A 20,042-nucleotide genomic window follows, 5' to 3' on the forward strand; every position below is an offset into this window, starting at 1 on the left:
GGGCATCTGCTTTTGACGTTCCAGCGTCCGCGGATGCTCGTCTTTTTTGTTCTGTTTTATCCATGAGTGTTTCGATTTCGTGTGCGAAGTCTTCCAACTCCCGGCCTAGTCGCTTTACCGCCCTATCAAACGCGGTTGTGTATGCTTCACCCAGAAAATGTTCAAAGGCGTTTTTCGTCAAAACGCTTGCGCCTACCTCCACGCGTAAGCCGCCATCAGTCAAATCCGCTTGCGCAAAGATCACGCATTTAGGTCCGGGGCTTTTTCTTCTACCGTTCTCTGCAATTTCCAAAAGCTTTTCTAAATCAAGCATGTTACTCCTCCTCTATATCTTGGCAGTCACAGCATTCTATTTCACTTGATTGCCCGCTCTCATCCATACAAGTATCAAGCAGCTTTACTCCGTCAATCTGTTTTAGGGTAATGCATAAATCTATGAAGTCTTCGTGATTTTGATCTAGCGCTTCATCTATTTTCGCATCTGCTTCCCCGTCTCGTATCTCAAGGTCAATGGTGTGATGGAACGCCACTTTCTCTTCTACTGTAATTCTTTGTTTCATGTTCTTCTGCCTCCTTCAATTCATTCTTCAACTCGTTCAGCCGATTTACGCAGTGAAGCTGTTTGTGTACTGCGGCCTTTTTCGCCTTGTTTACCTTTTCCATCTCCCGCAGAATTTCTTCTCTGCTTCTCATGCTTCCTCCTTACCTTGTATGTACCGTTAGCCGGATCGCTGTCCGATCCTCACCACGTACCTCAATGTCTTTAAATGCTGCTGCGATGAGTAGGTCAACGCCGCTTGGCGCAAGGTATCCTCTCGCGATAATGACAGCTTTCACCGCCTGATTGAGCGCTCCGGCCCCGATGGCCTGTAACTCAACTGTTTCTCTGTTATCTCCCCGAATCGTATTGGCCAGAGCGCCGGCGACTTTGTTCGGGTCTGATTTCGCTGCTACTTTGAATGGTTCCATAATTTATTTCTCCTTTCCAATCATTACAGACACGCCCAGTACTTTCAGGGCTTTGTCTGCCATTTCTATAGTGATCGCTCGCTGCCCTGCGTCCCAAAGCGAAACCGCCCTTGGCGAGCATCCAATCATTTTGGCGAATTTCCTGACTGATATTCCTTGTTTTACTCGCTCTATCTTAATTAGCTTTTGTATTTTAAACGCTTTTTCATTTATCATATTGACTTCCTTTCTCTACCATGTATACTATATGTAGTGTAGAACATACATTCTACATCTAAATATTTCAATTGGGATAATGGAAAGGAGGAAACGCTTATGAATATGTGCCCGGTTAGTTCAAGCAACTTAGTTGCTGTCGGATATGATGCAAGCACACAGGTTCTTCGAGTTCAATTTAAAAGTGGGACTTATGACTACTTCAATGTGCCTGAATCAATATACAACGGACTCATGTCTGCGCCGTCAAAAGGTCAATATCACGCTGCATACATCAAGAACGCTTACAGATATTCCCGCCTAGGTTAATCTGTAACAACCATGACTATAGCGGGTCCATTGGCATGAACACTTACATCTTCATAAGGAGCTGCTATAGTCGTTTTTACACCTTCGCGCCCTTGAAGCTCCTGTACTAGACTTTCTGTCCCCACATACGCCAAATTTACAATTTTATCCATCTTCCTCTCCTTTCAATTCCCTCCCAGCCCCATCAGCAGTAAGATCAGGGTGCCGAATAGGTAGTTGTACCATTTCATGCGCTGCCTCCTGTCAACTCTTCAATTCTCTGTTCCAGCACATCCACATCGACCAGGTACTTGTTGCCTGTTTTTATGCTCGGCACCATACCCTGCTTTATCATCTGCCGAACCAGGTACCGGCTGATCGCCGTGTCTGGATCCTTCTGCTTAATCTCATCGTAGGCCTGGTCGATCGTTCTGATTCGCTGCATGGCTTCACCTCCTATCCTGTTTTCTGCCCATTTCCACATAATTTACTTTTTGCTTATTTTTTTCTATAATGTGTTTATAGATTTAATAGAGCCAAGCATAAAACGAAAGGACTTAATTATGCCCACACCTTACAAGGATTTGGAATTTTCCATTTTGCAGCACCTCACGCTCTTACGCATAAAGTATAAAAAGATAAATAAGAATAAGGTTTACGCAAATCCTAAGTATGATTTTTTAAGAAGGTATAATCTTGTGGATTATCATCCTAAAGACAGCAATTACTTTATTCTCAGTGAGAAAGGCAAGATGTACCTCCGTTTTAAGCGTAAAGATAATTTTCGTTTTTGGACTCCGATTATTATTTCTATAATTGCTCTTCTGGGTGGATACAATATATACACCAACTCAGTAATCAAAGAAATTTTACAATCAATAATATCAGCACTGAAAACCATAGTGGAAAATTTGGGTGCCTTTTTTTAAAAGGTACTTTTATGATATGACAGTATCCAGGCTCCTCCCTTTTTAACGCCCTCTGTGTTCTTATCGCTTTAATGAGAGAGCCTGTCCTCTCTTCTTTGAAGTTTTTTGTCCAGCGCCTTATAATGTATTTTTGCACCTTATTCACTCTCACCTTCTATCCGGTTCTTTTGGGTTCATTTGCAAATTCCATTGGGTTTATATCAAGGAATTTACAGACTGCAATTAGTTCATCATCCCTCAAGCTTCGCTTTCTATCCTCATCACATAATGACGCATATAAAGCTTGATATGAAACGCCTGTATCTCTTGCCATTTTTGAAACATTAATTCCCTTTTCTTTTATATGTCCCGCAATTTCGGATGTGATAATCCCCATTTACAATCACCTCTCTTTCTTTTTATACGTACCGTATAATTTTCCTATATTATATTATGCGTTATGTATAAAGTCAAGCGCAAATTATGCGTTGAGTATAATTTTTTATTTACTTTGTATAATTTATGTGGTAAAGTAAAGATACTTAAGGTGGGGGGCGAATAATTATGGATAAAAAGATAGGTACTATTTTAAAGAAATTAAGAAAAAACTCCGGAATGTCAGTTTCCGAAGTGTTAGTAAAGTTAAAGGAATTAGGACAAGAGATTCAACAACCAACGTTATACGCATACGAAAACAATACACGAGCAGCTAATGCGGATATGTTTATTGCATTATGTCAAATATACGGATGCAATAACGTTCTCGAAACATTTGCGGGAATAGAAGTTGATTATTCTATTCCCGATGACAGTGAATGGAAGATGATTGAAAAATATCGCTTCATATCCGAAAATTCCCCAGACGGGGCTAAAACAGTAGACTACATACTAAACAGAGAATACAATATTGCCAACCAGCTTAAGGAAAATCAATCCGAATACACGGCCGAACAGCCAAACGTCAGGAATATCCAATACTATCAGCGTCTTGCATCAGCAGGAACCGGGCAGATTGTGTTTGACGGTATACCTACAGAGAGCATAGAAATTCCCAACATTCCTAAATACAGCCGGGTGTCTTATGCAATTGGAGTAAATGGAGATAGTATGGAGCCGCTTTACAGCAATGGTGATATGCTCTTAATAGAACCCACTTGCCAGATAGAGATTGGTGAAATAGGGATATTTATTGTTGACAACCACGCTTATGTAAAGAAACTGGGTGACGGGAAGCTTATTTCATTAAATAAGGGCTATGATGATATTCCTTTTACAGAGTATTCACAATGTATGGGTCGGGTAGTTGATAAATTAGAGTTATAAAAATGCAAGATGGTGTAGCATAAAGTGAATCACAATCTCAATTACGGTTATTATTAAAAAATATTTTTACTATTATTCTTAGGAGGAAGTTATGAAACGAATCGCAAAAATTATAGCTTTGAGCATGGTGCTCTTTGTTGGCTGTGCATTCACCGTTCCTGCTGCAACCGGCACGCTGGAATCTCATGCTGCGTCAAAGGTAAAGATCAGCAAGAAAAAGGCAACCGTGGTTAAGGGCAAGACTCTGCAGCTTAAAGTCAAGGGCACAAAGAAAAAGGCCAAGTGGACAAGCAGCAAGAAAAAGGTTGCTACCGTAAACAAAAAAGGAAAAGTCACTGCCAAGAAAGCCGGTAAAACCGTAATTACCGCAAAGATTGGTAAGAAAAAGTATAAGTGCAAAATCACCGTTAAAAACCCGACTGTGAAAATCAGCAAGACGAAGGTCACCGCCAATACCGGAACGTCAATAAAGTTAACCGCTACCACGAATGGAAAGAGCAAGAAAATTAAATGGAAGTCTTCAAACGGGCAAATCGCCTCTGTGACCAGTAAAGGCGTTGTCTATGCGAATAGGGCGGGCACCGCAACGATTACGGCAAGCGCAAATGGCGCATCTGCTCGTTGCAAAGTGACGGTCGTTACTCCTGTTGACCCTGTAGGTAGCCGGACAAATCCCGCAAATTTAGCAAATGGAGCCACAATAAAACTACCAGACGGTACAGCATATGTAAAGCTGGACAAAATACTTAAAGGCAATGCGGCCATTTCGCAGCTGGATGATATGGAACAATGGGATGAATTTGCAAGAGATGAATACAGCAATTACCCAAATACCAAGGTGGTTTATTTTGAGTATACCGTACAAGCTTCAAGCGGCTTTTCCAATCGTCCTTTCGAAGGTTTTGATATAATAAACCCTTACGGCTTATATAATTCTACTTGCACAGCGAATATATCCGCCATAGAATTCCTAAATATGCAAGGCGCATATGAAGGGCAAGATTACAGCAAATTAACTCTTTATGGTGGAGCCTCCAGTAAAATGTATATGGTTCTGTTTGTGCCTGAGAACCTTAATGCGTTTAGCTATCCAATATACAAATCTGACTATTCTCAGTTTTGGACGAAATACGCATTTTAAATAAAACAAAAGCCCCCATCTCTGGAGGCCAATGTCGATAGCTGTAATGATACAACCATCCGTCGCAAGATAATTGTATCATTGCAGCCCTGAGAAGTCAATTTTCAGGGTATTTTTATACCCAAAATTCGACAGAAAGGAATGATGCAATATGGCAAAAAAGACAAACTGCACGATCAATGGAAAGGAGTATTACCGGATTTATCGAAAAGTTGGAATGAAAGTTAATGAACTCGGGATATGGGTGGATGATCGTAAGGCGTTCTATGGCTCCTGTAAGCGGGAGGCTGAGGAAGAGTATCAAAAGTATATGGAGAGAAAAAAGGCAGGCACCGTGACAAATAAGTGCCTTGGACAGGTCATTGACCAGTGGGTTGAAAATGTCTTTAAAGCTTCCGATCTGTCCAACTCAACAAAAGGACATTACATCGCAGCTTATGAAAATTTGTTGCAAAAAAACGATATCGCTGGTCAGCTGCCGGAGGCCGTTACTGCGCTCGACCTTCAAGTGTTTTATAATTCCTGCAGCGCCCCTGCCGCATCCGTTAAGGCGCTGCATTACTTCCTTCGGCACTTTTATAAATACGCCGAGCTGAACGGAATATGCAGGGACATTACCCACAGCGTTACGCCGCCAGGGAAGCCCAAAATCGACGCGCAGGCCAATTTTTTAACCGTTGATGTATGGGAAGATGCCGACTTGCAAAAACTCGTTGCTTCAATGGGAAATCACCGTATGCGTTTTCTGGTGATATTGGCCGTCAATACCGGCTGCCGCATCGGAGAGCTGCTTGCGATCACCTACAAGGACATCAAAAACGGCAAGCTGTACATAACAAAGCAGCTTTCTGAGGCTCCGAGGATGGACGATTCCACAGAAAAATTGTATGAGGAGACCGTTAAAACATCTGCCAGTATCCGAATCATTCCCTTATCCAATTATGTGATCGCCGAGTTGGATCGCCATAAGGCATGGCAGCGCACGGAAATGATGAAGCGGGGATACCGGACGGAGTATCTCTTCACCACATCCAAGGGGACATGGTATCGCCAGCGAAATGTCAGAAAGTCCCTGGAGCGGTTCTATCGGCGCATTGATGTTCCTCATCATAAGTTCCATGCGTTCCGGGCAACGTTCGGGACAAACCTCTGCCGGGCAGGTGTTCCAATCGAGGAAACCGCCAAGTTGATGGGCCATGCGGATATCAGTATCACGGCGAAATATTACGTTCATGTCAATGCCGATCAGAAGAAACAAGCCGTCGAAAAAATTTCAACGTTCAGTATTTTAGAGTGATAAAAAAGTGATAATTTTTGTGTATTGGGCCAAGAAACAGGCTCAAACCGTTGAAAACACTTGGATGCACAAAAAGGGACCCGCAACTCGCATTGCAGGTCCCAAAGGTAATATGATGAAATTACTGTTTTTTGTATGACTTACAGGTTAAAGTCAGCCTTTGTAGCAGCCAGGGATTCATCCAGTGCAGTCAGTACCTTATCGATTGTTTCATAGGACTGAGTTGCAGGTGGTTCGATTCTTACGGTCTTGGCATTTACTAATGTACCAGCAACCATAACCTTTCTTTCGAACATGTGCTTAGTTACTGTGTATCCAACTTCTGCTTCTGGGAATTCCATACAGATCAGCATACCAGCTCCTCTGTAGTCTAACAGAACAGTCGGGTATTTTTCCTGTAATTTCTTCAGTCCAGCCAGGTAGTAGTCGCCCTTTTCCTTTGACTGCTTCGGAATATCGTTCTTCAGCATGTACTTGATTGTGGAAATGAATGCTGCGCAAGCCAGTGGGTTACCACCGAATGTCGGGGATCCCAGAATCCATGGGTTGTCAAACATCTTTCCTTCTGTACCTGTGCCAGCACCGGATTTTTCATAAGTCCAAGGTCTTGCGATGATACCAGTGATAGGAACTACGCCGCCGGAAGAAGCTTTACCGAATGTCATGATATCCGGAGTAACGTCTTCTGCTTCGCATCTCCACATTGTACCAGTACGTCCCAGACCAGTCTGGATTTCGTCAAAGATCAGAGCTACGCCATACTTGTCAGCGATTTCTCTTAATTTCTTCAGATATCCTTTTGGAGGAATGATAACGCCAGCTTCACCCTGAACCGGCTCAACGATGATAGCAGCAACCTTTTCGCCTACTGTCTGCAGATTCTTAACCGCAGTTTCCATAGCCTCAGCGTTACCGTATTCAACGTGCTGTACCTGCTGAATCATTGGGATGTAGTCTTCTCTGTAAGCGCCCTTACCACCCATGGAGATAGCACCCATGGATTTTCCGTGGAACGCGCCAACTGTGGATATGTACCATCTTCCGCCTGTAGCCAGTCTAGCCAGCTTCAGAGCCATTTCTACTGCTTCAGCACCACCGTTGGTGAAGAAGGAATACTGCAGATCTCCAGGAGTGATCATAGCCAGCAGCTTAGCCAGGTAACCTCTCAGCGGGTCTACCAGTTCCTGGGAGTGCAGTGAGAATCTATCTAACTGAGCGCGTACAGTCTTTTTGATTTCCTGATTGTTATGTCCGCAGATGAAGATACCAAATCCGCCCAGACAGTCAATAAATTCTGTTCCGTTCAAATCTCTAAATACATCATCTTCGTCTTCCCATTCGATGAAAGCGGAGTCAGTAGATACAGATTTTCTGTATTCCAACCAACCTGGGTTGTAGTTTTCATTAAAGTTTGCGATTGATTCATCATGGATCGCTTTTTTGTCTGCATCTGTCAGCGTATCCTTTTCGATGTAATCAACAACGCGAGTTGCCAGTTCTAGAGCTTTGTTCATATCAGTCATAATTAGTGACCTCCCTTTTCTTTCTTTTTGCTGCCCAATAATTTGACAGCAGAAGTATAACTTTTTACACCCTTATATATATACAAGACCCGTGCCAATTTTTTTCACAGAATTGTTGTCACTATGGAAATATTCTGACAAAGTCGTCAATTCCAATGGTTTCAAGGGATAAATTTTTTTAAGATTTTTTCTCACTCGTCAGATTTTATTGCTTTTTTAGTCTCAAACTCGTATCATTTCTCATAATTGTTCTCAATAATGAGAAATTTAATGGATTTTCTTTCTTTTTTCTTAACACTCTTTTCCTTTCTGGACAGGTCCCTTTTTTATGTGTACAATAAGTAGCGTAGCCAAAATTTTAAGATTCGGGCGAAACTATCAAAATTGTGCCGCGTCTTTACGTCTAGTGATATTTTCGGTTATGAGGCCTGCTGCAACGATGACTGACAGTCCGGCGCAGCTTGTAATTTATAATATAATAGGATGGTAAATATGGAACATATCAAAAACTTTATTTATGGAGCGCTTATCGGAATTGCCAACGCCATTCCCGGCGTCAGCGGCGGAACTATGGCTGTTATTCTCAATATATACGATAAAATTCTATATGCGGTCAGTCTGAAAAACCTGAAAAAGCACCTCATGTTTCTCATTCCGCTGGCTTTGGGCGCAATCGCCGGCATTTTCGCATTGAGTAATGTCATCGTTTCTCTCATGGAATCCCATGCCATGCTGCTCAATTTCTGTTTCATCGGCCTGGTTCTGGGAAGTATTCCTTCTATATATAAGAAGGCAAGAGATCAAAAGCTAAAAACCCGGAATCTGATATTGGGCATCATCGCTTTCGCATTTATGATCTTTATCAGTTATCTGAATCAGGATCAAATCGCAAATAAATCTCTGGCCGATTTCGGCGGGATCAGTCTTTGGCTCTGTCTATGGCTCTTCGCAGCCGTGGCAATCAGCACCATCGCAATGATACTCCCTGGCATCAGCGGTTCTCTGATGATGCTTCTCATGGGGGTTTATGCTGTAGTAATGGAGGCAGTAGCAAATATCGACCTGCTTCTGATGATCCCCATCGGCCTGGGCGTGGCTACAGGTCTGGTGGTCGGAATTAAGGTAATAAAGAAGATGCTGCGTTTTCACCCGCAGGCGCTTTATTTCATTATTCTGGGCCTGGTGGCCGGATCGATCTTTGCGATCTATCCCGGATTTGCTGTTTCCGGGGAAGGGTTTCTCTCTCTGGGCGGCATGGTTATCTTTGCCTTTCTTGCACATCTTCTTTCCAGCAGAAAATAAACACTGGATAAAAATCATACAGCTTACGAACGGTCTGGCAGGAAGATGATAGCTTGGCGCTTTTTGCTTTGAAATTGAACTGGAGCGGATAAAATATGTGGGTTTGCGGGTTTTGCAGGTTTATTTTTTGGAAATTTCCACTTAGGATTGGTCAGCAGGGGTAAGAAACGTTGAAAAAAGATCCGCTTTTACCCCTTATTTTTGATAAAAGATCCGGAAACCCTTTAGCACGGTACAATGCGAAATTGGATAAACGTTCCTTTCCGGCGAACGCAGTCCGGGTGCGGCAGTAAATCAGAGAATGGTTTTAGATTTGCGACCAAACCCCAATTTTACCGGAAAATCCTGCGACTATCGCCCTCAAAGAGGCCTCATGGTGGCAGGCCATTATAACTTTTCCGCAAAGCCCATGTACAGTTACGCAAAGCTGCAGGACCTTTGGGTCCTCGAAATCGCAAAAGTGAATATCCCATACGAAAAAGGAGCCTGTCGCTCCGGGCAAAGTTCCGGAGTGATAGGCTCCTCCTATCAGAAGATGAAAAAGTTGTACTTTATTTCGGTTTGTTCATCGCTTCATTCAGTTGTTCGAAATCATCTGAGGACAGCGGTGTTTTTTCAACGCAGTATACCGGCATCTCACGTTTTGCCAGTTCCTTAAAGTACGGGATCGGCGGCACGCACTGTTCTCCCGCCAAAGCACCCCGCTCCGTAATCTGTCCTTTGCAGATCATCTGCGCTACGATTGAAGGCGGTACTCCCGTATCCAGCGCACCGGCCATAAAGCCCCATTTTTCACTGGTACGGATAACGGATTCAACGATCACTTCTTTCTCTACGCCGTCCTTGGTTCCTTTTACCACAGCTCTCAGAACATCGCTGTCATTCAGCTGGCCGTCGTTGGAATCATCATAACGGCTCAGGTAGCGATTAACTACTCCTACCATCGTTTTCAGCGGATTGACCTGCTGTCCTCCCACTTCCAGAGGCTCTTCACTAGAGAAGCCCAGCTCGGCCAGGAACCGAATTCGCTCTTCGAACGCTTCCGGAAGGGAAAGCTTGAAGCTGGCTTCCTGAATTCCCTTCTCTTTAAAAGAGCGGGCAAACTGAGCCGGCTCCGAATGGATGCAGTAGAAGGCTTCCGCCAGACCGATAGGCTCCGAAAACGGGATCATTTCTTTTCCCGAACCGGCAGGAACCGGCTGCAGCTTTCCGTCTTTTAAAATCCACGGGTCCATAGTATGTTCTTCCATAACTGTAAGCAGAGAATAGGGAATTCCTATGATAGCTTCTGTTCTCGTAAAGTCGCCGCAGGCACAGATCGCGTGTGCTTCGCGGACTGTGTCCAGTCTGCTGGCCGCATAGCCCGCCATAACGTTCATGGTTCCTGGCGTGCTTCCCATACCCAGCACGGCTGTCAGGCCCGCTTTTTTAAACTCTTCGTGCAGATCGAACTGCTTTTTCGTTACATGGAACAGTCCGCCCAGGTCGACATAGTGAGCGCCTACCACCAGACAAGCCCGCATAATATCAATATTCCAATTATATTGTACGCAGTTCAGCACCACGTCCGCGCCTTTGATGATGGAAATTAAGGCGTCATGGTCCGATACATCGCACTGGAGCGCTTTGATCCCCAGACGGTCCGCGACTTCTCTGGCCTTGGCAAAGTCATAATCACAGATGGTGACATCCTTTTCGTCCGGGCTCAGTTCCTTGTCGCACAGATCGGTAGCTACGATGCTCCCCTGTATACCCGCGCCTAAAATAATTAGTTTCATCATGTTTAGTTCCTCCTTGATCCAAAAAATTATGCTAACGGTTTATTTATGCCATTATGAATCCTGTAACCAGGAAACCCATAATGGCCACGCCTCCGGCAATCAGAGCGTATGGGATCTGCGTAAGCGCATGATCCATGTTCTCGATTCCGGCAGCGGAAGATGACAGTACAGTCGCATCTGAGTAGAAGCAGGCATGTGCTCCGAAGGTGGCGGATGACAGAATGGCTGCTACGGTCAGAACCGGATCGGCTCCCACTGCCATTCCCAGCGGAACGATAATCGGCAGCGTAACAGCCGGAACACCCCAGCAGCTTCCTGTTACAAAAGAAAGCACCGCTACGATGATAAAGGCCATTGCCGGCAGCAGCGCCGGACTCATATAAGGAGCTACCGCATTAACGATAAAGTCGGACATTCCGATAGCTGCCAGAACTTTCTGCAGAGTAAGCGCAGAAATAATAATGGCAAACATCAGGAACATATCCGCGAATCCGGAAATGAACGCTTCTGAAAACTCGTTAAAGGTGATCCTGCGTCTGATCAGATACATGGCAGAAGCGACTACCGTACCGATGATGACGCCGTGCAGAAGATCCACATCAAAGTAGAAGGTTCCCGCTATCAGGGCGATCATAGGCAGGAAGAAATCCCATAAGCTGCTTGTATTTTCATCAGGGTCTTCCACAGTAAGATTAAACTTTTTGCTTCCTTCGTTGTAGGTCATGCCTGTATTCAGAGTCCTCTGATAAGCTTTTTTCATCGGGCCGATCTTTGGAATCACGCCCAGGATCACCAGCGGAACTATGACAGTCGCCGCCATAGCATAGAAGGAAAAGGGAATTGTTTTTATAAAGATGTCCATTCCGGATCCCAGATAAGCCAGTTCTTTTTCCTCTGCCAGCATTCCGGCCCAGTAAACAGCCTGTGTTGAAATCGGGATCAGCATGCAAACCGGCACCCCGGTGGAGTCGATGACATAAGCCAGCATTTCTCTCGGTGTCTTTTGCTTGTCGCACACGCTCCGCATTACGTTACCGATCGTCAGTACGTTCAGATACTCGTCCACGAAGATGATAATTCCCATGATCCAGGAAATCATCATCGACTTTTTCTCTGAATTGGAGTACTTGAGTACCAGAGCGGTAAATCCGGAAGTCGCTTTCGCCTTTCTCATAATGGCAATAAAGCTTCCGAAAATACCAACTGTAAGGATTACCCAGATGTTCCCCGTATCGGACATCGTCTCGTAGAGAAAATCCAGGTATCCTCCGAAGAAGCCCGTACCGTAGGCGATCACGCAGCCCACCAGGCCTCCCAGAACAAGAGCCTCAAAGGTCTTTTTGGTAATAAGCGCAAATACAATAATCAGTATCGGCGGAAGGAGGGTTATAATACCATAATTGTCCATTTGACCATTCCTTTCTTTTAATCGTGCGGTATGGTTTCCGCATTGTTTTACGGCGCCTTGGTTTGGATATCCGCCTATATATAGAGCAACTGCCGTACCAAAGTTTGCTAATTTTTCAGAAATATCGGCAAAAACCCTTGAAAGCCTTGCTATTAGTGGGTTTTATTTTTTTTACAACCGGTTTGAAATTCCTGCAGTTTGCCTATTGCGCAAACAAAAAAGCGACGCAGAATTGCGTCACCTTTGAGGGGTTTTTATATAAACTTTTAGTTGTTTTTATGCTTTTGTGTTTTAAGTCTTTATTTTTCAATAGATCTGCGCATCGAGTCAATTCCTGCGCAGATCTGCGTCAAAACGCAGCTTTGCGTTCATCGAATTTCATATTTTTTCAGCTTGCGATTGATCGTCGAGCGGGTAGTTTTCAAAGCTTTCGCCATCAGCCCGGAATCCTGATACTTCTCATAGGTTTCTTCCAGAACCGCCTTTTCAAAAGCATCCACCATTTCGGAAAGGGACCCTTCAGCAGGTACAGTGGAAGAACTCCATTCATCCGCTTCATCGAAAAGATATTCCTGCACGTCTCTGCGGGTAATGCTGGCTCCTTCCGCGGTTATTACGAGACTTTCGATCAGGTTTTCCAGCTCCCTGACATTTCCCGGCCAGTCATAGCCGGAAAGGATCTTCAGCGCTTTGCTGCTGAGCTTTCTGTTTAGGTTGTACTTGCTGTTGTAGCGGCCCATAAACAGCGTTGCCAGCTCGATAATATCTTCCTTCCGCTCCCGCAGGGGTGGCACATTGATCGTTGTAACGCTCAGCCGATAATACAGATCCTGGCGGAATTGTTCCGTCCTGAGCATATCTTTCAGCTTACGGTTTGTGGCAGCGATGATTCGGATGTCCAGAGGAATCGCCTCCGTTCCGCCCACCCGCATCAGCGTCCGCTCCTGTAGCACCCGCAGCAGCTTTACCTGGAGATTCAAAGGCAGCTCGCCAATCTCATCAAGAAAGATCGTTCCGCCGCTGGCAGCTTCAAAATAACCGGCTTTACCTTCTTTAGACGCTCCGGTAAAGGCACCTCCCATATAGCCAAACATCTCCGATTCCAGCAGGTTTTCCGGAATCGCTCCGCAATTGACTTTGATGTACGGCTTACCCCTCCGCAGGCTGTTTTTCTGGATATAATCGGCGATTACTTCTTTTCCGGTTCCCGACTCCCCCTGAATCAGAACCGTAGAGTCGATCTTTGCTAACTTTTGGGCCAGCATCATCGTCTTTGCCATGTTTTTGGAGGCGCAAACCACGTTGTCGATCCGCGGTAAAACACGCTTTAAATTCTGCAATTCCTGCTCATATCTGGATGTAAGCTTTTCCATCCACGAAAGGCTCCGCTGCAAATAGTTCAGCTCTGTGATATCTCTTTCACAGGCCACGACCATCTGCAGCCTGCCATCCTCAAAGTAGGGAATCCCTGTCACAATAAACTCTCTGCCGTCGCTCAGTTCCTGCTTAATGGTACTTTTTTCTCCGGTTTCAATAACCTTTTTCGTCACGAATTCCGAACAGTAGCCTTCCTTCTGCAAATCATCAATATTCCGTCCTACAAGCTCTTCCATCTTTTTGTTTCCGGTTTTCTCCACGGCCTTATTGACCATTATGATATTGCCTTCCGCGTCAGAAATAAAAACGCCGTCGTCAATTCCGTTGAGAACCTTTTGGAAATCCAGATTATAGTTGTCTATTTTCTTCACCCCTTTCTTTAATATATTCATAGCTGCAGCCCCCGGCAGGCGGGCAGCCCGGGCATTCTGCGCCGGGCCGCGAAAAAATCAGGCAAAAGCTGCCACGGCCCACTTATTTTCTATATATACCTGCCGATCAGAGCGTTCATCTTTTCGTTCCACTGGCTGTCATCGGGCGTCTCATCCACCAGCTGCTCAAATTTAGCCCGGCCCGCCGGCGAAAGACGCGGCATTTCCTTGAGACTGATTACATGGCCCAGCCGCCGGGCGATCTGAAAGAGTTTTCGCTCCCTTTCCGGCAACTCCAGGTAATCGTCGATGATTCTCAGCATCTTTTCTTTATCCGTTGTCAGGCTGCCTTTAACCGCCTGCAGCAGGTTGACAATATGATCGCTGACAATGCGGGTATCCACCCCTTTTGTTTCCGTAATCAGTGTACGGATCTCCATCGCCTTCTCATCGTCACTGCAGAGGACGAAATCGCCCCGCTCGTAATCTTCGTAGAGTTCCGTTCCCGGTTTGACGGCAGCCGTGCGGATGCGTACAAAGTCGGGGTTTACCTGGCTGACTACATTTGCCATCCCCTCAGCATTCTGGCGGCTCAGCGCCCTGCCTCCCAGCCCCGGCATGAAGTATACGGAAAGCTCCAGCCCGCCGGCTTTAATGTTCTGCCCCGCAATAATCTGCTGCTGAGCCGTGACGCCTTTGTTGGCCAGCTTCAGCACTTCATCGGATCCGGATTCATAGCCGGAATGAATCCTGTCCAGCCCTGCCGCTTTCAGCTCCGCGAACTCTTGCGCACTGACCCGCGAAAGGTTTTCCGCTCTGCCGTAAGATGTGATCCTCTCAATCTGCGGGAACACTTTCCGCAGGTAAACCAGAACTTCCGTCAGCTTGCCTCCGCTCAGCGCCAGGGTATTACCATCCTGCAGGAATACGCTTTTTCCGCCGTTGAGCAACCACATGGCTACTACGTAATAGCAGTTCTGCTGCTCCTGGGGCATTGCGGACAGCTCCTCATTGATCCGGTCAACGTCCCAGGTTCCGTCCTCCCTTTTGTTTTTAAGCGCTTTCTGCGCATACAGGGCCATCCGGTCGATATCTTCTTTGATGCTGTCGATGGTATAAGCGCGAAAGCGTGTATGCCTGTAAAGATTGCAGAATTTGCATTTGTTCCAGGTGCATCCCTGGGTCACCTGCAGCAGCAGGCTGGCCGCCTCGCTGGGCGGGCGTATGGGTCCTATGCGATATGTTTCCATGAAGGTTACTCCTTTCGAATTCGTGAAATGTTATAAAATATTATCAGATTAAATCAATCCCTTTTTACGGGAATTCTATCCAACTGTTGATTGGTGTCGTATGGGGATATTATAGCATGTTAGGTGAGATAAGAGAAAGCTGTAGAGTGGAGAAATTTTATTATTTGTATATAGGGCAAAGACAAAAAAGGATAGGCAGAAAGTTGCCCATCCTGTACAAGGAGAAATTGATAATGCGGTGAAATTCTATAGTGGATCGATTCAGGCATAATAGGTTATATCCCAATCAAGAAAAGGCCCTCAAAAGAGGGAGGGCAAACGAATCAGACGATCAGATCGACCCAGTTCTCCCTACTTGATGTACTATTTACCACTTCTTATAGCACTCCTCAGTAACTTTTGCCCACCAAGTGCTTGGAGGAGGAATCGCTCCAGCCGGATCAAACTGACTAAGCACATAAATATATAGCGTGCCATCATCGTCTACAAACTGATCCCCAGGCTGAACATCCCACAGTCTTCCCCAATTACCTATATCTTTTTTCCGCCATACCTTATCTGTAACCTTTATAAAATCAGGTACCCCCACCCAATCGGGGCCAAGCGGCACCCACTCTTTATGAACTGTTACACCCTTCACGACAGCATATAGGATACCATTATAATCTATAATGTCTCCCCGCACATAGCTTGTCGCTGCCCACTCTTTATTTGTAGTGATTTCCACTTTCCCCGTTCCATCTGAGTCACCGGAGGCACCCTCGGGCTCACCTTTCACAGATGTAACCTTTTTCCCCAGCACCGGCTTCAGCCGACTGTCCAAGCTGTACAGCTCCCGCCCGTCGGAATAGATTTTCAGGGTCATATCCACGCAGTTATCTACATTTTTCACATTGGCGGCCGTCATGCCCACGGTTTTATTTTTATAAAACTTATCGTCGAAGAGTTTCTGGGAATCTCCGCCGGAGGCGTTGGTCCTGACCAAAAATCCCTCCTTATCGACAGCAATCACTTTCTCGTCTATATTGATGTGCCCGTTTCCCTTTTCGTCGGTAGCTCCTGCCGTTAGACTGGTGGACAGATTCGCCTCGTGGCGGATTTCTTCCAGCAGACTTTCCGCCAACAGCCTGGCATCGGATGAATCCTCCGTCCTGTTGAAGATTTTTGTGGACGGGGAAATCAACGCAACGACGCACACCATAAAAATCGCCGCGACGCTCATGGCGACAATCAGTTCAATCAAGGTAAATCCTTTTTTATTGTTCATTGCCCATCACCCCTCGCTACTGGCACAAAAAAAGTAAAAGGCTCTGCGGTTTTCACATCAACATCGATTTCCACCGGGCTGCCGTCGCCAAAATCCAGAGTCATCTTACCCGGTCCGGCCGCATCTCCGGCGGACTGCTCCACCTTCGTGGCCGCTTGCTCGATCTTATCGGAATTTTCCTGCGCCTTTGTGTTCATTGCCGTGGCAGATCGTATCATGGATGTGATCGCAGCCAGCGCAATCAGCACAATGACAAAACTGACGATGGTTTCCACCAGTGTCTCGCCCTTGGTGTTTTTCAGATTGTTTTTCATTTTCTTTTTTACTGACTGATAGCCGTTGTTTCCCATTTCTGTGTCTCCCACATCAAACCGCCGCCGGTACCCAGGCGGGCAGTCCCATCATAGCGGTATGCCGCGTTCAATTTATAGATTTCTCCGTTGGACTCAGCGGTAAAGCTGAGTTTCACATTTAAAGAAAGCGTTTTCCGGTCCGTTCCCGACTCCGTCAAGGTACTCATATTGCCATCGTAAAGGATTTTCAGATCTTTTACGCTCATTCCTTCCAGCTCTTTGTTTCCATCCAGCTTTACGGCCTTCGCACTGAGCGCCTGATCCTTGATCGCAACCGATTCGCCGTCTGCCGAAGCCAGCTGCCCGTATGCCTTGTCGCGCACATACTGGCCCAGTTTTCCGCCGTGCATGGAATCATCGATTACATTAATCACCGATTTGGCGGCATAGTAGGCCTGTCTGCCCGCCTTTCTCTGGTTGACTGAGTTGAGACTGTTGGCAGCAGCGGTCAGAACAGCTACGCCGATGATAAGCAGCACAGCCATGATGATGACGGCAATGATGATGGTGTAGCCGTTTTTGTTGGTAAGGCCTTCATTTCTTTTCTGCATATTCGTCCTTCTCATTTTCGCTGTCCTTAATCCCCGGTCCGGTGGAAACTGCTTCCCAGGCCGCAAGGGGTTCCATTGATCTCAGTGACAGTCAGATACGGATATTCATAGTCGAAGGGTCCCACATCTCCTCCGGGAGACATACCATCGAACGGATTCTTCTGCAACTCCTTTTTGGGCAAGAACATCCGTCCCAGCGAATCTTTAGACGAATTCGAAGAACTGCTTGTTATTGCAGCGCAATTCACACAGGAATTCGGGCGGTCTCCAACCTTTGCGCAGAAAACCCCATTGGCAGTCCCCTTCTTGCTTTTTACCTTTCCAATATTATAGCAGTCGTGAATCTCCGTAAACATACCGTACTTTGCGATTATTCCGCCGGCCAGACCGTTTTCTCCCTTTGCTTCCACCTCTCCGGTATTGTAGCAGGAGCGAATTTCATTGTAGTAAGGATTCTGGTTCACCAGATCATTATTTTTATACGTGCCTACAACGCCTCCCGCGAAGTCCTTTGCGGAAACCTCGCCGGCATTGTAGGATAAAGTTACTTTAACAGGTATCGGATGAGATACGTTATTGATTTTGTGATCACTGCCAAACTGGCTGTAATACCGCCCCGCCAGGCCGCCGGCCGCTCCATTATCAGACTCTACCTCCGCCGCGTTGACGCAATAGCGGATTTCCGGAGAAACGCCGAATTCAGAGGCCCTGATCTGTCCGGCAATGCCGCCGGCGCCACGGGAACCGCTGATCTTATACACATCGTTTTCCGCCTCATCATAATCGTTCAGGTCGCTTCTGGACAAGTCCGTTTTAACACCGAAATAAGGTTCCGTCACGAACTCACCCCGGTCATCCTTTCCTTCATCGGAAGCAGTTCCGCTTTCGCAGTAAGTAATACGCCCGTAATTATCACCTACGATACCTCCGGCCAAAGCGCCTTCCGCTTCCTGCCCAACCTGCGGTTCTTCTGCCATAACATCAGCCGCCGCTACGCACTGCGTCACAAGTCCCGGGCCGTTTTCGCTTCCTCTTCCACCCATATTTTTCCCGATTATGGCTCCAACCTTTGCCTCGCCGCCGGCCGCGTAAAATCTGCCCTGCACGGTACACCTGGAAACAGTGCCCCAGTTTTCCCCGGCAATGCCGCCAACCCGGTTATATCCGCTGATAAAGTAGTCGTGATCGGAGTCTTTATCATTCCAATACGCTTCCGTATAGTCCAATTCCAGATCAGCCACGCTGCCCTGCGCGGAAATACAGCTGAACAGCCCGGTCATTGCATAGACCTTCCCGTTTTTATCCTTTCCATCCTTGCTGATGGTCAAATCATAGATCGTATGCTGCCTGCCTTCATATAAGCCGAAGAAGCCATGAGTACGTCCCCACTCATACTCCGTTTTCACCGCAGGCAACGCTTTTCCCTGATCCCCGATCGGCACCCATTCCAGCGCTTCATCCTTATAATCCCTGCACGCCACATCCTTCATCTGCACATATCTTTTATCAGCATCCGCAATGGTCTTAGAGGTATAGCGGATATTGTTCAGATGGCGCACGCTCTTAATCCCGTATGCCGTCTTGCCATCCTCACTGTATTCCTTTGAAAACAGCGCGTGAACCGGTTCCGCCTCATACGTCTTGCTCTCGTCCCCGTTTATCTGCATCTGGGCGGTAATGGTGCCGGTGCCAAGGCTCGAATGATTCTCGTAAATGCCCATGCCCTTGGCCTGAGAATCCAACACCCATACAAGAATTCTATGCCCATCCGCCGTATTTTCAATATACATCGGATAGTTCTTTATTTGGTTTCCCTCCTGTATCTTAAAGGGCTGTGTCAGAGCCGCAGTCACATCCGCCTTCTGACCGATCTGGTCCAGTGTAATGACATTTTGGATCTGCCCGGTTTTATCGTTCTCAATCGTGACGGATTCTAATCCCGCGCCTTTCAGGGTCAGGGTCAGAGATTTCACCCCAGCAAGCTCCGCCTCCGACGGCAGGGTACATTCCACTGTGAGAAGCCCGTAGTTCTCTCCCCTGTTAATATTGTGGCCCTTGCTCTCACCGGTTTCACCCTTCGCCATATCGTAATCCACCAGCTGGATGTTGGATTTTACTGTTTCCTCTTTCTCCCCGGCAATTCCGGTACTGTCCACGCCCCAGTAGCCCATTTTTCCGTCTTTTCTTTCCTGCTCGCTCCGTTTGTAGGCGTCATACGTGTCACCCGATCCTCCGCCATAGCCGATGGCAGGAACCACCTCGCTGTAAAAAGCGGCATAGACTTTGCCGGTCTTTTTATTGTATTCAATCAGCACCGTATTCTCCAGAATCTCTTTATCCGTCAGATAAGGATCCAGCAGCATGTACAGGGCCTGACTGTTTTTATCCTTCGTCGTTTGATTGATGGAAAGATACACGATATTATCCTTGTTCTGTGTATCGGTAAAGCCGGGGATCTTCGCGGCATCGACTTTCTGATCGGATGCCAGATACATCTTATCCCCTGAGGAAACTTTTGAAGTCAGCGCCTTTTGAGCAGCAAGAAATACGCTCCGGGCCACCTTGTCCCGGGCGGTCTGCTTGGCGTTCTCCATATACCGGATTCCCGTGGGAACGGCAATGGCCGCTAAGATGGCGAGAATCGTCAGAGTGACGAGTATCTCCACCAGAGTAAAACCTTTTTTCCTTCTTCCTGCGTCGCTGAACATGTTCCTCTC

The 20,042-nt window shown here is 46.4% G+C and carries 22 protein-coding genes; 5 read left to right on the top strand and 17 right to left on the bottom strand.

From position 1 onward, the window contains the following. The 5 genes from NE619_RS14595 to NE619_RS14615 form a co-directional block, all read right to left on the bottom strand. Positions 1–313, bottom strand: a 313-nt coding sequence (locus tag NE619_RS14595; RefSeq protein ID WP_256133187.1) for a hypothetical protein, incomplete at its 3' end; no start/stop codon positions are given. A 1-nt stretch (position 314) separates the two neighbouring features. Then, complete coding sequence (locus NE619_RS14600; protein ID WP_256133188.1) at positions 315–560, bottom strand: hypothetical protein; 246 nt, start codon at positions 558–560, stop codon at positions 315–317. Further along, a complete protein-coding gene (locus NE619_RS14605) occupies positions 508–693 on the bottom strand; it encodes a hypothetical protein (protein WP_256133189.1) in 186 nt (61 codons plus the stop codon). Before NE619_RS14605 ends, NE619_RS14600 begins: the two co-directional genes overlap by 53 nt. Before the next feature lie 9 nt (positions 694–702). Then, on the bottom strand, positions 703–969 hold the full coding sequence (locus tag NE619_RS14610; RefSeq protein WP_256133190.1) for a stage V sporulation protein S: 267 nt from the start codon (positions 967–969) through the stop codon (positions 703–705). A gap of 3 nt (positions 970–972) precedes the next feature. Then, complete coding sequence (locus NE619_RS14615) at positions 973–1,185, bottom strand: helix-turn-helix domain-containing protein (RefSeq protein WP_256133191.1); 213 nt, start codon at positions 1,183–1,185, stop codon at positions 973–975. A 105-nt stretch (positions 1,186–1,290) separates the two neighbouring features. Between NE619_RS14615 and NE619_RS19160 the strand changes: the two genes are divergently transcribed. After that, positions 1,291–1,494, top strand: coding sequence for a KTSC domain-containing protein (locus NE619_RS19160; RefSeq protein ID WP_256133253.1), 204 nt, complete (start codon positions 1,291–1,293; stop codon positions 1,492–1,494). On the opposite strand, the gene NE619_RS14625 is transcribed toward NE619_RS19160, so the two are convergent. The 3 genes from NE619_RS14625 to NE619_RS14635 form a co-directional block, all read right to left on the bottom strand. Further along, positions 1,491–1,646 (bottom strand): BC1881 family protein, encoded by a 156-nt coding sequence (locus tag NE619_RS14625; RefSeq protein WP_256133192.1) that lies wholly within the window; start codon positions 1,644–1,646, stop codon positions 1,491–1,493. The two genes, NE619_RS19160 and NE619_RS14625, sit on opposite strands and share 4 nt — an antisense overlap. Before the next feature lie 74 nt (positions 1,647–1,720). Continuing rightward, positions 1,721–1,918, bottom strand: coding sequence for a DNA-binding protein (locus NE619_RS14630; RefSeq protein WP_256133193.1), 198 nt, complete (start codon positions 1,916–1,918; stop codon positions 1,721–1,723). Positions 1,919–2,556: 638 nt separating this feature from the next. Further along, positions 2,557–2,778, bottom strand: a complete 222-nt coding sequence (locus tag NE619_RS14635; RefSeq protein ID WP_256133194.1) for a helix-turn-helix domain-containing protein — start codon at positions 2,776–2,778, stop codon at positions 2,557–2,559. A 167-nt stretch (positions 2,779–2,945) separates the two neighbouring features. On the opposite strand from NE619_RS14635, the gene NE619_RS14640 reads away from it, so the two are divergent. The 3 genes from NE619_RS14640 to NE619_RS14650 all read left to right on the top strand — a co-directional run bounded on the left by NE619_RS14640 (position 2,946) and on the right by NE619_RS14650 (position 6,142). Continuing rightward, entirely contained in the window at positions 2,946–3,704 is a 759-nt protein-coding gene (locus NE619_RS14640) for a LexA family transcriptional regulator (protein ID WP_256133196.1), read from the top strand. A gap of 91 nt (positions 3,705–3,795) precedes the next feature. Beyond that, the gene (locus tag NE619_RS14645) at positions 3,796–4,845 is read left to right on the top strand and encodes an Ig-like domain-containing protein (protein WP_256133197.1); all 1,050 of its coding nucleotides are present in this window, start codon (positions 3,796–3,798) and stop codon (positions 4,843–4,845) included. A gap of 151 nt (positions 4,846–4,996) precedes the next feature. After that, positions 4,997–6,142 carry a tyrosine-type recombinase/integrase gene (locus NE619_RS14650; protein WP_256133198.1) on the top strand — a complete coding sequence of 382 codons (1,146 nt, stop codon included), beginning with the start codon at positions 4,997–4,999 and terminating at the stop codon, positions 6,140–6,142. Between the two features lie 140 nt (positions 6,143–6,282). Here NE619_RS14650 and NE619_RS14655 read toward each other — a convergent pair whose 3' ends face one another. After that, entirely contained in the window at positions 6,283–7,665 is a 1,383-nt protein-coding gene (locus NE619_RS14655; RefSeq protein WP_256133199.1) for a putrescine aminotransferase, read from the bottom strand. A gap of 492 nt (positions 7,666–8,157) precedes the next feature. On the opposite strand from NE619_RS14655, the gene NE619_RS14660 reads away from it, so the two are divergent. Continuing rightward, positions 8,158–8,967, top strand: coding sequence for a DUF368 domain-containing protein (locus NE619_RS14660; protein ID WP_256133200.1), 810 nt, complete (start codon positions 8,158–8,160; stop codon positions 8,965–8,967). Positions 8,968–9,518: 551 nt separating this feature from the next. Here the strand turns inward: NE619_RS14660 and NE619_RS14665 are convergent. The 8 genes from NE619_RS14665 to NE619_RS14700 all read right to left on the bottom strand — a co-directional run bounded on the left by NE619_RS14665 (position 9,519) and on the right by NE619_RS14700 (position 20,033). Continuing rightward, positions 9,519–10,748: a saccharopine dehydrogenase family protein gene (locus tag NE619_RS14665; RefSeq protein WP_256133201.1), complete on the bottom strand. Its 1,230-nt coding sequence runs from the start codon at positions 10,746–10,748 to the stop codon at positions 9,519–9,521. A gap of 43 nt (positions 10,749–10,791) precedes the next feature. Next, the gene (locus NE619_RS14670) at positions 10,792–12,156 is read right to left on the bottom strand and encodes a Na+/H+ antiporter NhaC family protein (protein WP_256133202.1); all 1,365 of its coding nucleotides are present in this window, start codon (positions 12,154–12,156) and stop codon (positions 10,792–10,794) included. A 368-nt stretch (positions 12,157–12,524) separates the two neighbouring features. After that, entirely contained in the window at positions 12,525–13,925 is a 1,401-nt protein-coding gene (locus tag NE619_RS14675) for a sigma-54 interaction domain-containing protein (RefSeq protein WP_256133203.1), read from the bottom strand. Between the two features lie 89 nt (positions 13,926–14,014). Beyond that, positions 14,015–15,154 carry a radical SAM protein gene (locus NE619_RS14680; protein ID WP_256133204.1) on the bottom strand — a complete coding sequence of 380 codons (1,140 nt, stop codon included), beginning with the start codon at positions 15,152–15,154 and terminating at the stop codon, positions 14,015–14,017. A gap of 367 nt (positions 15,155–15,521) precedes the next feature. Continuing rightward, entirely contained in the window at positions 15,522–16,421 is a 900-nt protein-coding gene (locus tag NE619_RS14685; protein ID WP_256133205.1) for a type IV pilus modification PilV family protein, read from the bottom strand. Then, the gene (locus tag NE619_RS14690; protein ID WP_256133206.1) at positions 16,418–16,771 is read right to left on the bottom strand and encodes a hypothetical protein; all 354 of its coding nucleotides are present in this window, start codon (positions 16,769–16,771) and stop codon (positions 16,418–16,420) included. The genes NE619_RS14685 and NE619_RS14690 overlap by 4 nt, the downstream gene beginning before the upstream one ends. Next, entirely contained in the window at positions 16,744–17,325 is a 582-nt protein-coding gene (locus NE619_RS14695) for a hypothetical protein (RefSeq protein WP_256133207.1), read from the bottom strand. Before NE619_RS14695 ends, NE619_RS14690 begins: the two co-directional genes overlap by 28 nt. Positions 17,326–17,351: 26 nt before the next feature. After that, a complete protein-coding gene (locus NE619_RS14700) occupies positions 17,352–20,033 on the bottom strand; it encodes a type IV pilin protein (protein ID WP_256133208.1) in 2,682 nt (893 codons plus the stop codon). Positions 20,034–20,042 lie beyond the last annotated feature (9 nt).

Origin of the sequence: Anaerovorax odorimutans, assembly GCF_024459955.1 — a bacterium.
Taxonomy (GTDB): Bacteria; Bacillota; Clostridia; order Peptostreptococcales; family Anaerovoracaceae; genus Hominibacterium; species Hominibacterium odorimutans_A.

What these genes read in the sequence shown, in the direction of transcription:
- NE619_RS14600 (WP_256133188.1), bottom strand. Translation starts at nt 560, where the DNA reads ATGAAACAAAGAATTACAGTAGAAGAGAAAGTGGCGTTCCATCACACC.
- NE619_RS14605 (WP_256133189.1), bottom strand. Translation starts at nt 693, where the DNA reads ATGAGAAGCAGAGAAGAAATTCTGCGGGAGATGGAAAAGGTAAACAAG.
- NE619_RS14610 (WP_256133190.1), bottom strand. Translation starts at nt 969, where the DNA reads ATGGAACCATTCAAAGTAGCAGCGAAATCAGACCCGAACAAAGTCGCC.
- NE619_RS14615 (WP_256133191.1), bottom strand. Translation starts at nt 1,185, where the DNA reads ATGATAAATGAAAAAGCGTTTAAAATACAAAAGCTAATTAAGATAGAG.
- NE619_RS19160 (WP_256133253.1), top strand. Translation starts at nt 1,291, where the DNA reads ATGTGCCCGGTTAGTTCAAGCAACTTAGTTGCTGTCGGATATGATGCA.
- NE619_RS14625 (WP_256133192.1), bottom strand. Translation starts at nt 1,646, where the DNA reads ATGGATAAAATTGTAAATTTGGCGTATGTGGGGACAGAAAGTCTAGTA.
- NE619_RS14630 (WP_256133193.1), bottom strand. Translation starts at nt 1,918, where the DNA reads ATGCAGCGAATCAGAACGATCGACCAGGCCTACGATGAGATTAAGCAG.
- NE619_RS14635 (WP_256133194.1), bottom strand. Translation starts at nt 2,778, where the DNA reads ATGGGGATTATCACATCCGAAATTGCGGGACATATAAAAGAAAAGGGA.
- NE619_RS14640 (WP_256133196.1), top strand. Translation starts at nt 2,946, where the DNA reads ATGGATAAAAAGATAGGTACTATTTTAAAGAAATTAAGAAAAAACTCC.
- NE619_RS14645 (WP_256133197.1), top strand. Translation starts at nt 3,796, where the DNA reads ATGAAACGAATCGCAAAAATTATAGCTTTGAGCATGGTGCTCTTTGTT.
- NE619_RS14650 (WP_256133198.1), top strand. Translation starts at nt 4,997, where the DNA reads ATGGCAAAAAAGACAAACTGCACGATCAATGGAAAGGAGTATTACCGG.
- NE619_RS14655 (WP_256133199.1), bottom strand. Translation starts at nt 7,665, where the DNA reads ATGACTGATATGAACAAAGCTCTAGAACTGGCAACTCGCGTTGTTGAT.
- NE619_RS14660 (WP_256133200.1), top strand. Translation starts at nt 8,158, where the DNA reads ATGGAACATATCAAAAACTTTATTTATGGAGCGCTTATCGGAATTGCC.
- NE619_RS14665 (WP_256133201.1), bottom strand. Translation starts at nt 10,748, where the DNA reads ATGATGAAACTAATTATTTTAGGCGCGGGTATACAGGGGAGCATCGTA.
- NE619_RS14670 (WP_256133202.1), bottom strand. Translation starts at nt 12,156, where the DNA reads ATGGACAATTATGGTATTATAACCCTCCTTCCGCCGATACTGATTATT.
- NE619_RS14675 (WP_256133203.1), bottom strand. Translation starts at nt 13,925, where the DNA reads ATGAATATATTAAAGAAAGGGGTGAAGAAAATAGACAACTATAATCTG.
- NE619_RS14680 (WP_256133204.1), bottom strand. Translation starts at nt 15,154, where the DNA reads ATGGAAACATATCGCATAGGACCCATACGCCCGCCCAGCGAGGCGGCC.
- NE619_RS14685 (WP_256133205.1), bottom strand. Translation starts at nt 16,421, where the DNA reads ATGAACAATAAAAAAGGATTTACCTTGATTGAACTGATTGTCGCCATG.
- NE619_RS14690 (WP_256133206.1), bottom strand. Translation starts at nt 16,771, where the DNA reads ATGGGAAACAACGGCTATCAGTCAGTAAAAAAGAAAATGAAAAACAAT.
- NE619_RS14695 (WP_256133207.1), bottom strand. Translation starts at nt 17,325, where the DNA reads ATGCAGAAAAGAAATGAAGGCCTTACCAACAAAAACGGCTACACCATC.
- NE619_RS14700 (WP_256133208.1), bottom strand. Translation starts at nt 20,033, where the DNA reads ATGTTCAGCGACGCAGGAAGAAGGAAAAAAGGTTTTACTCTGGTGGAG.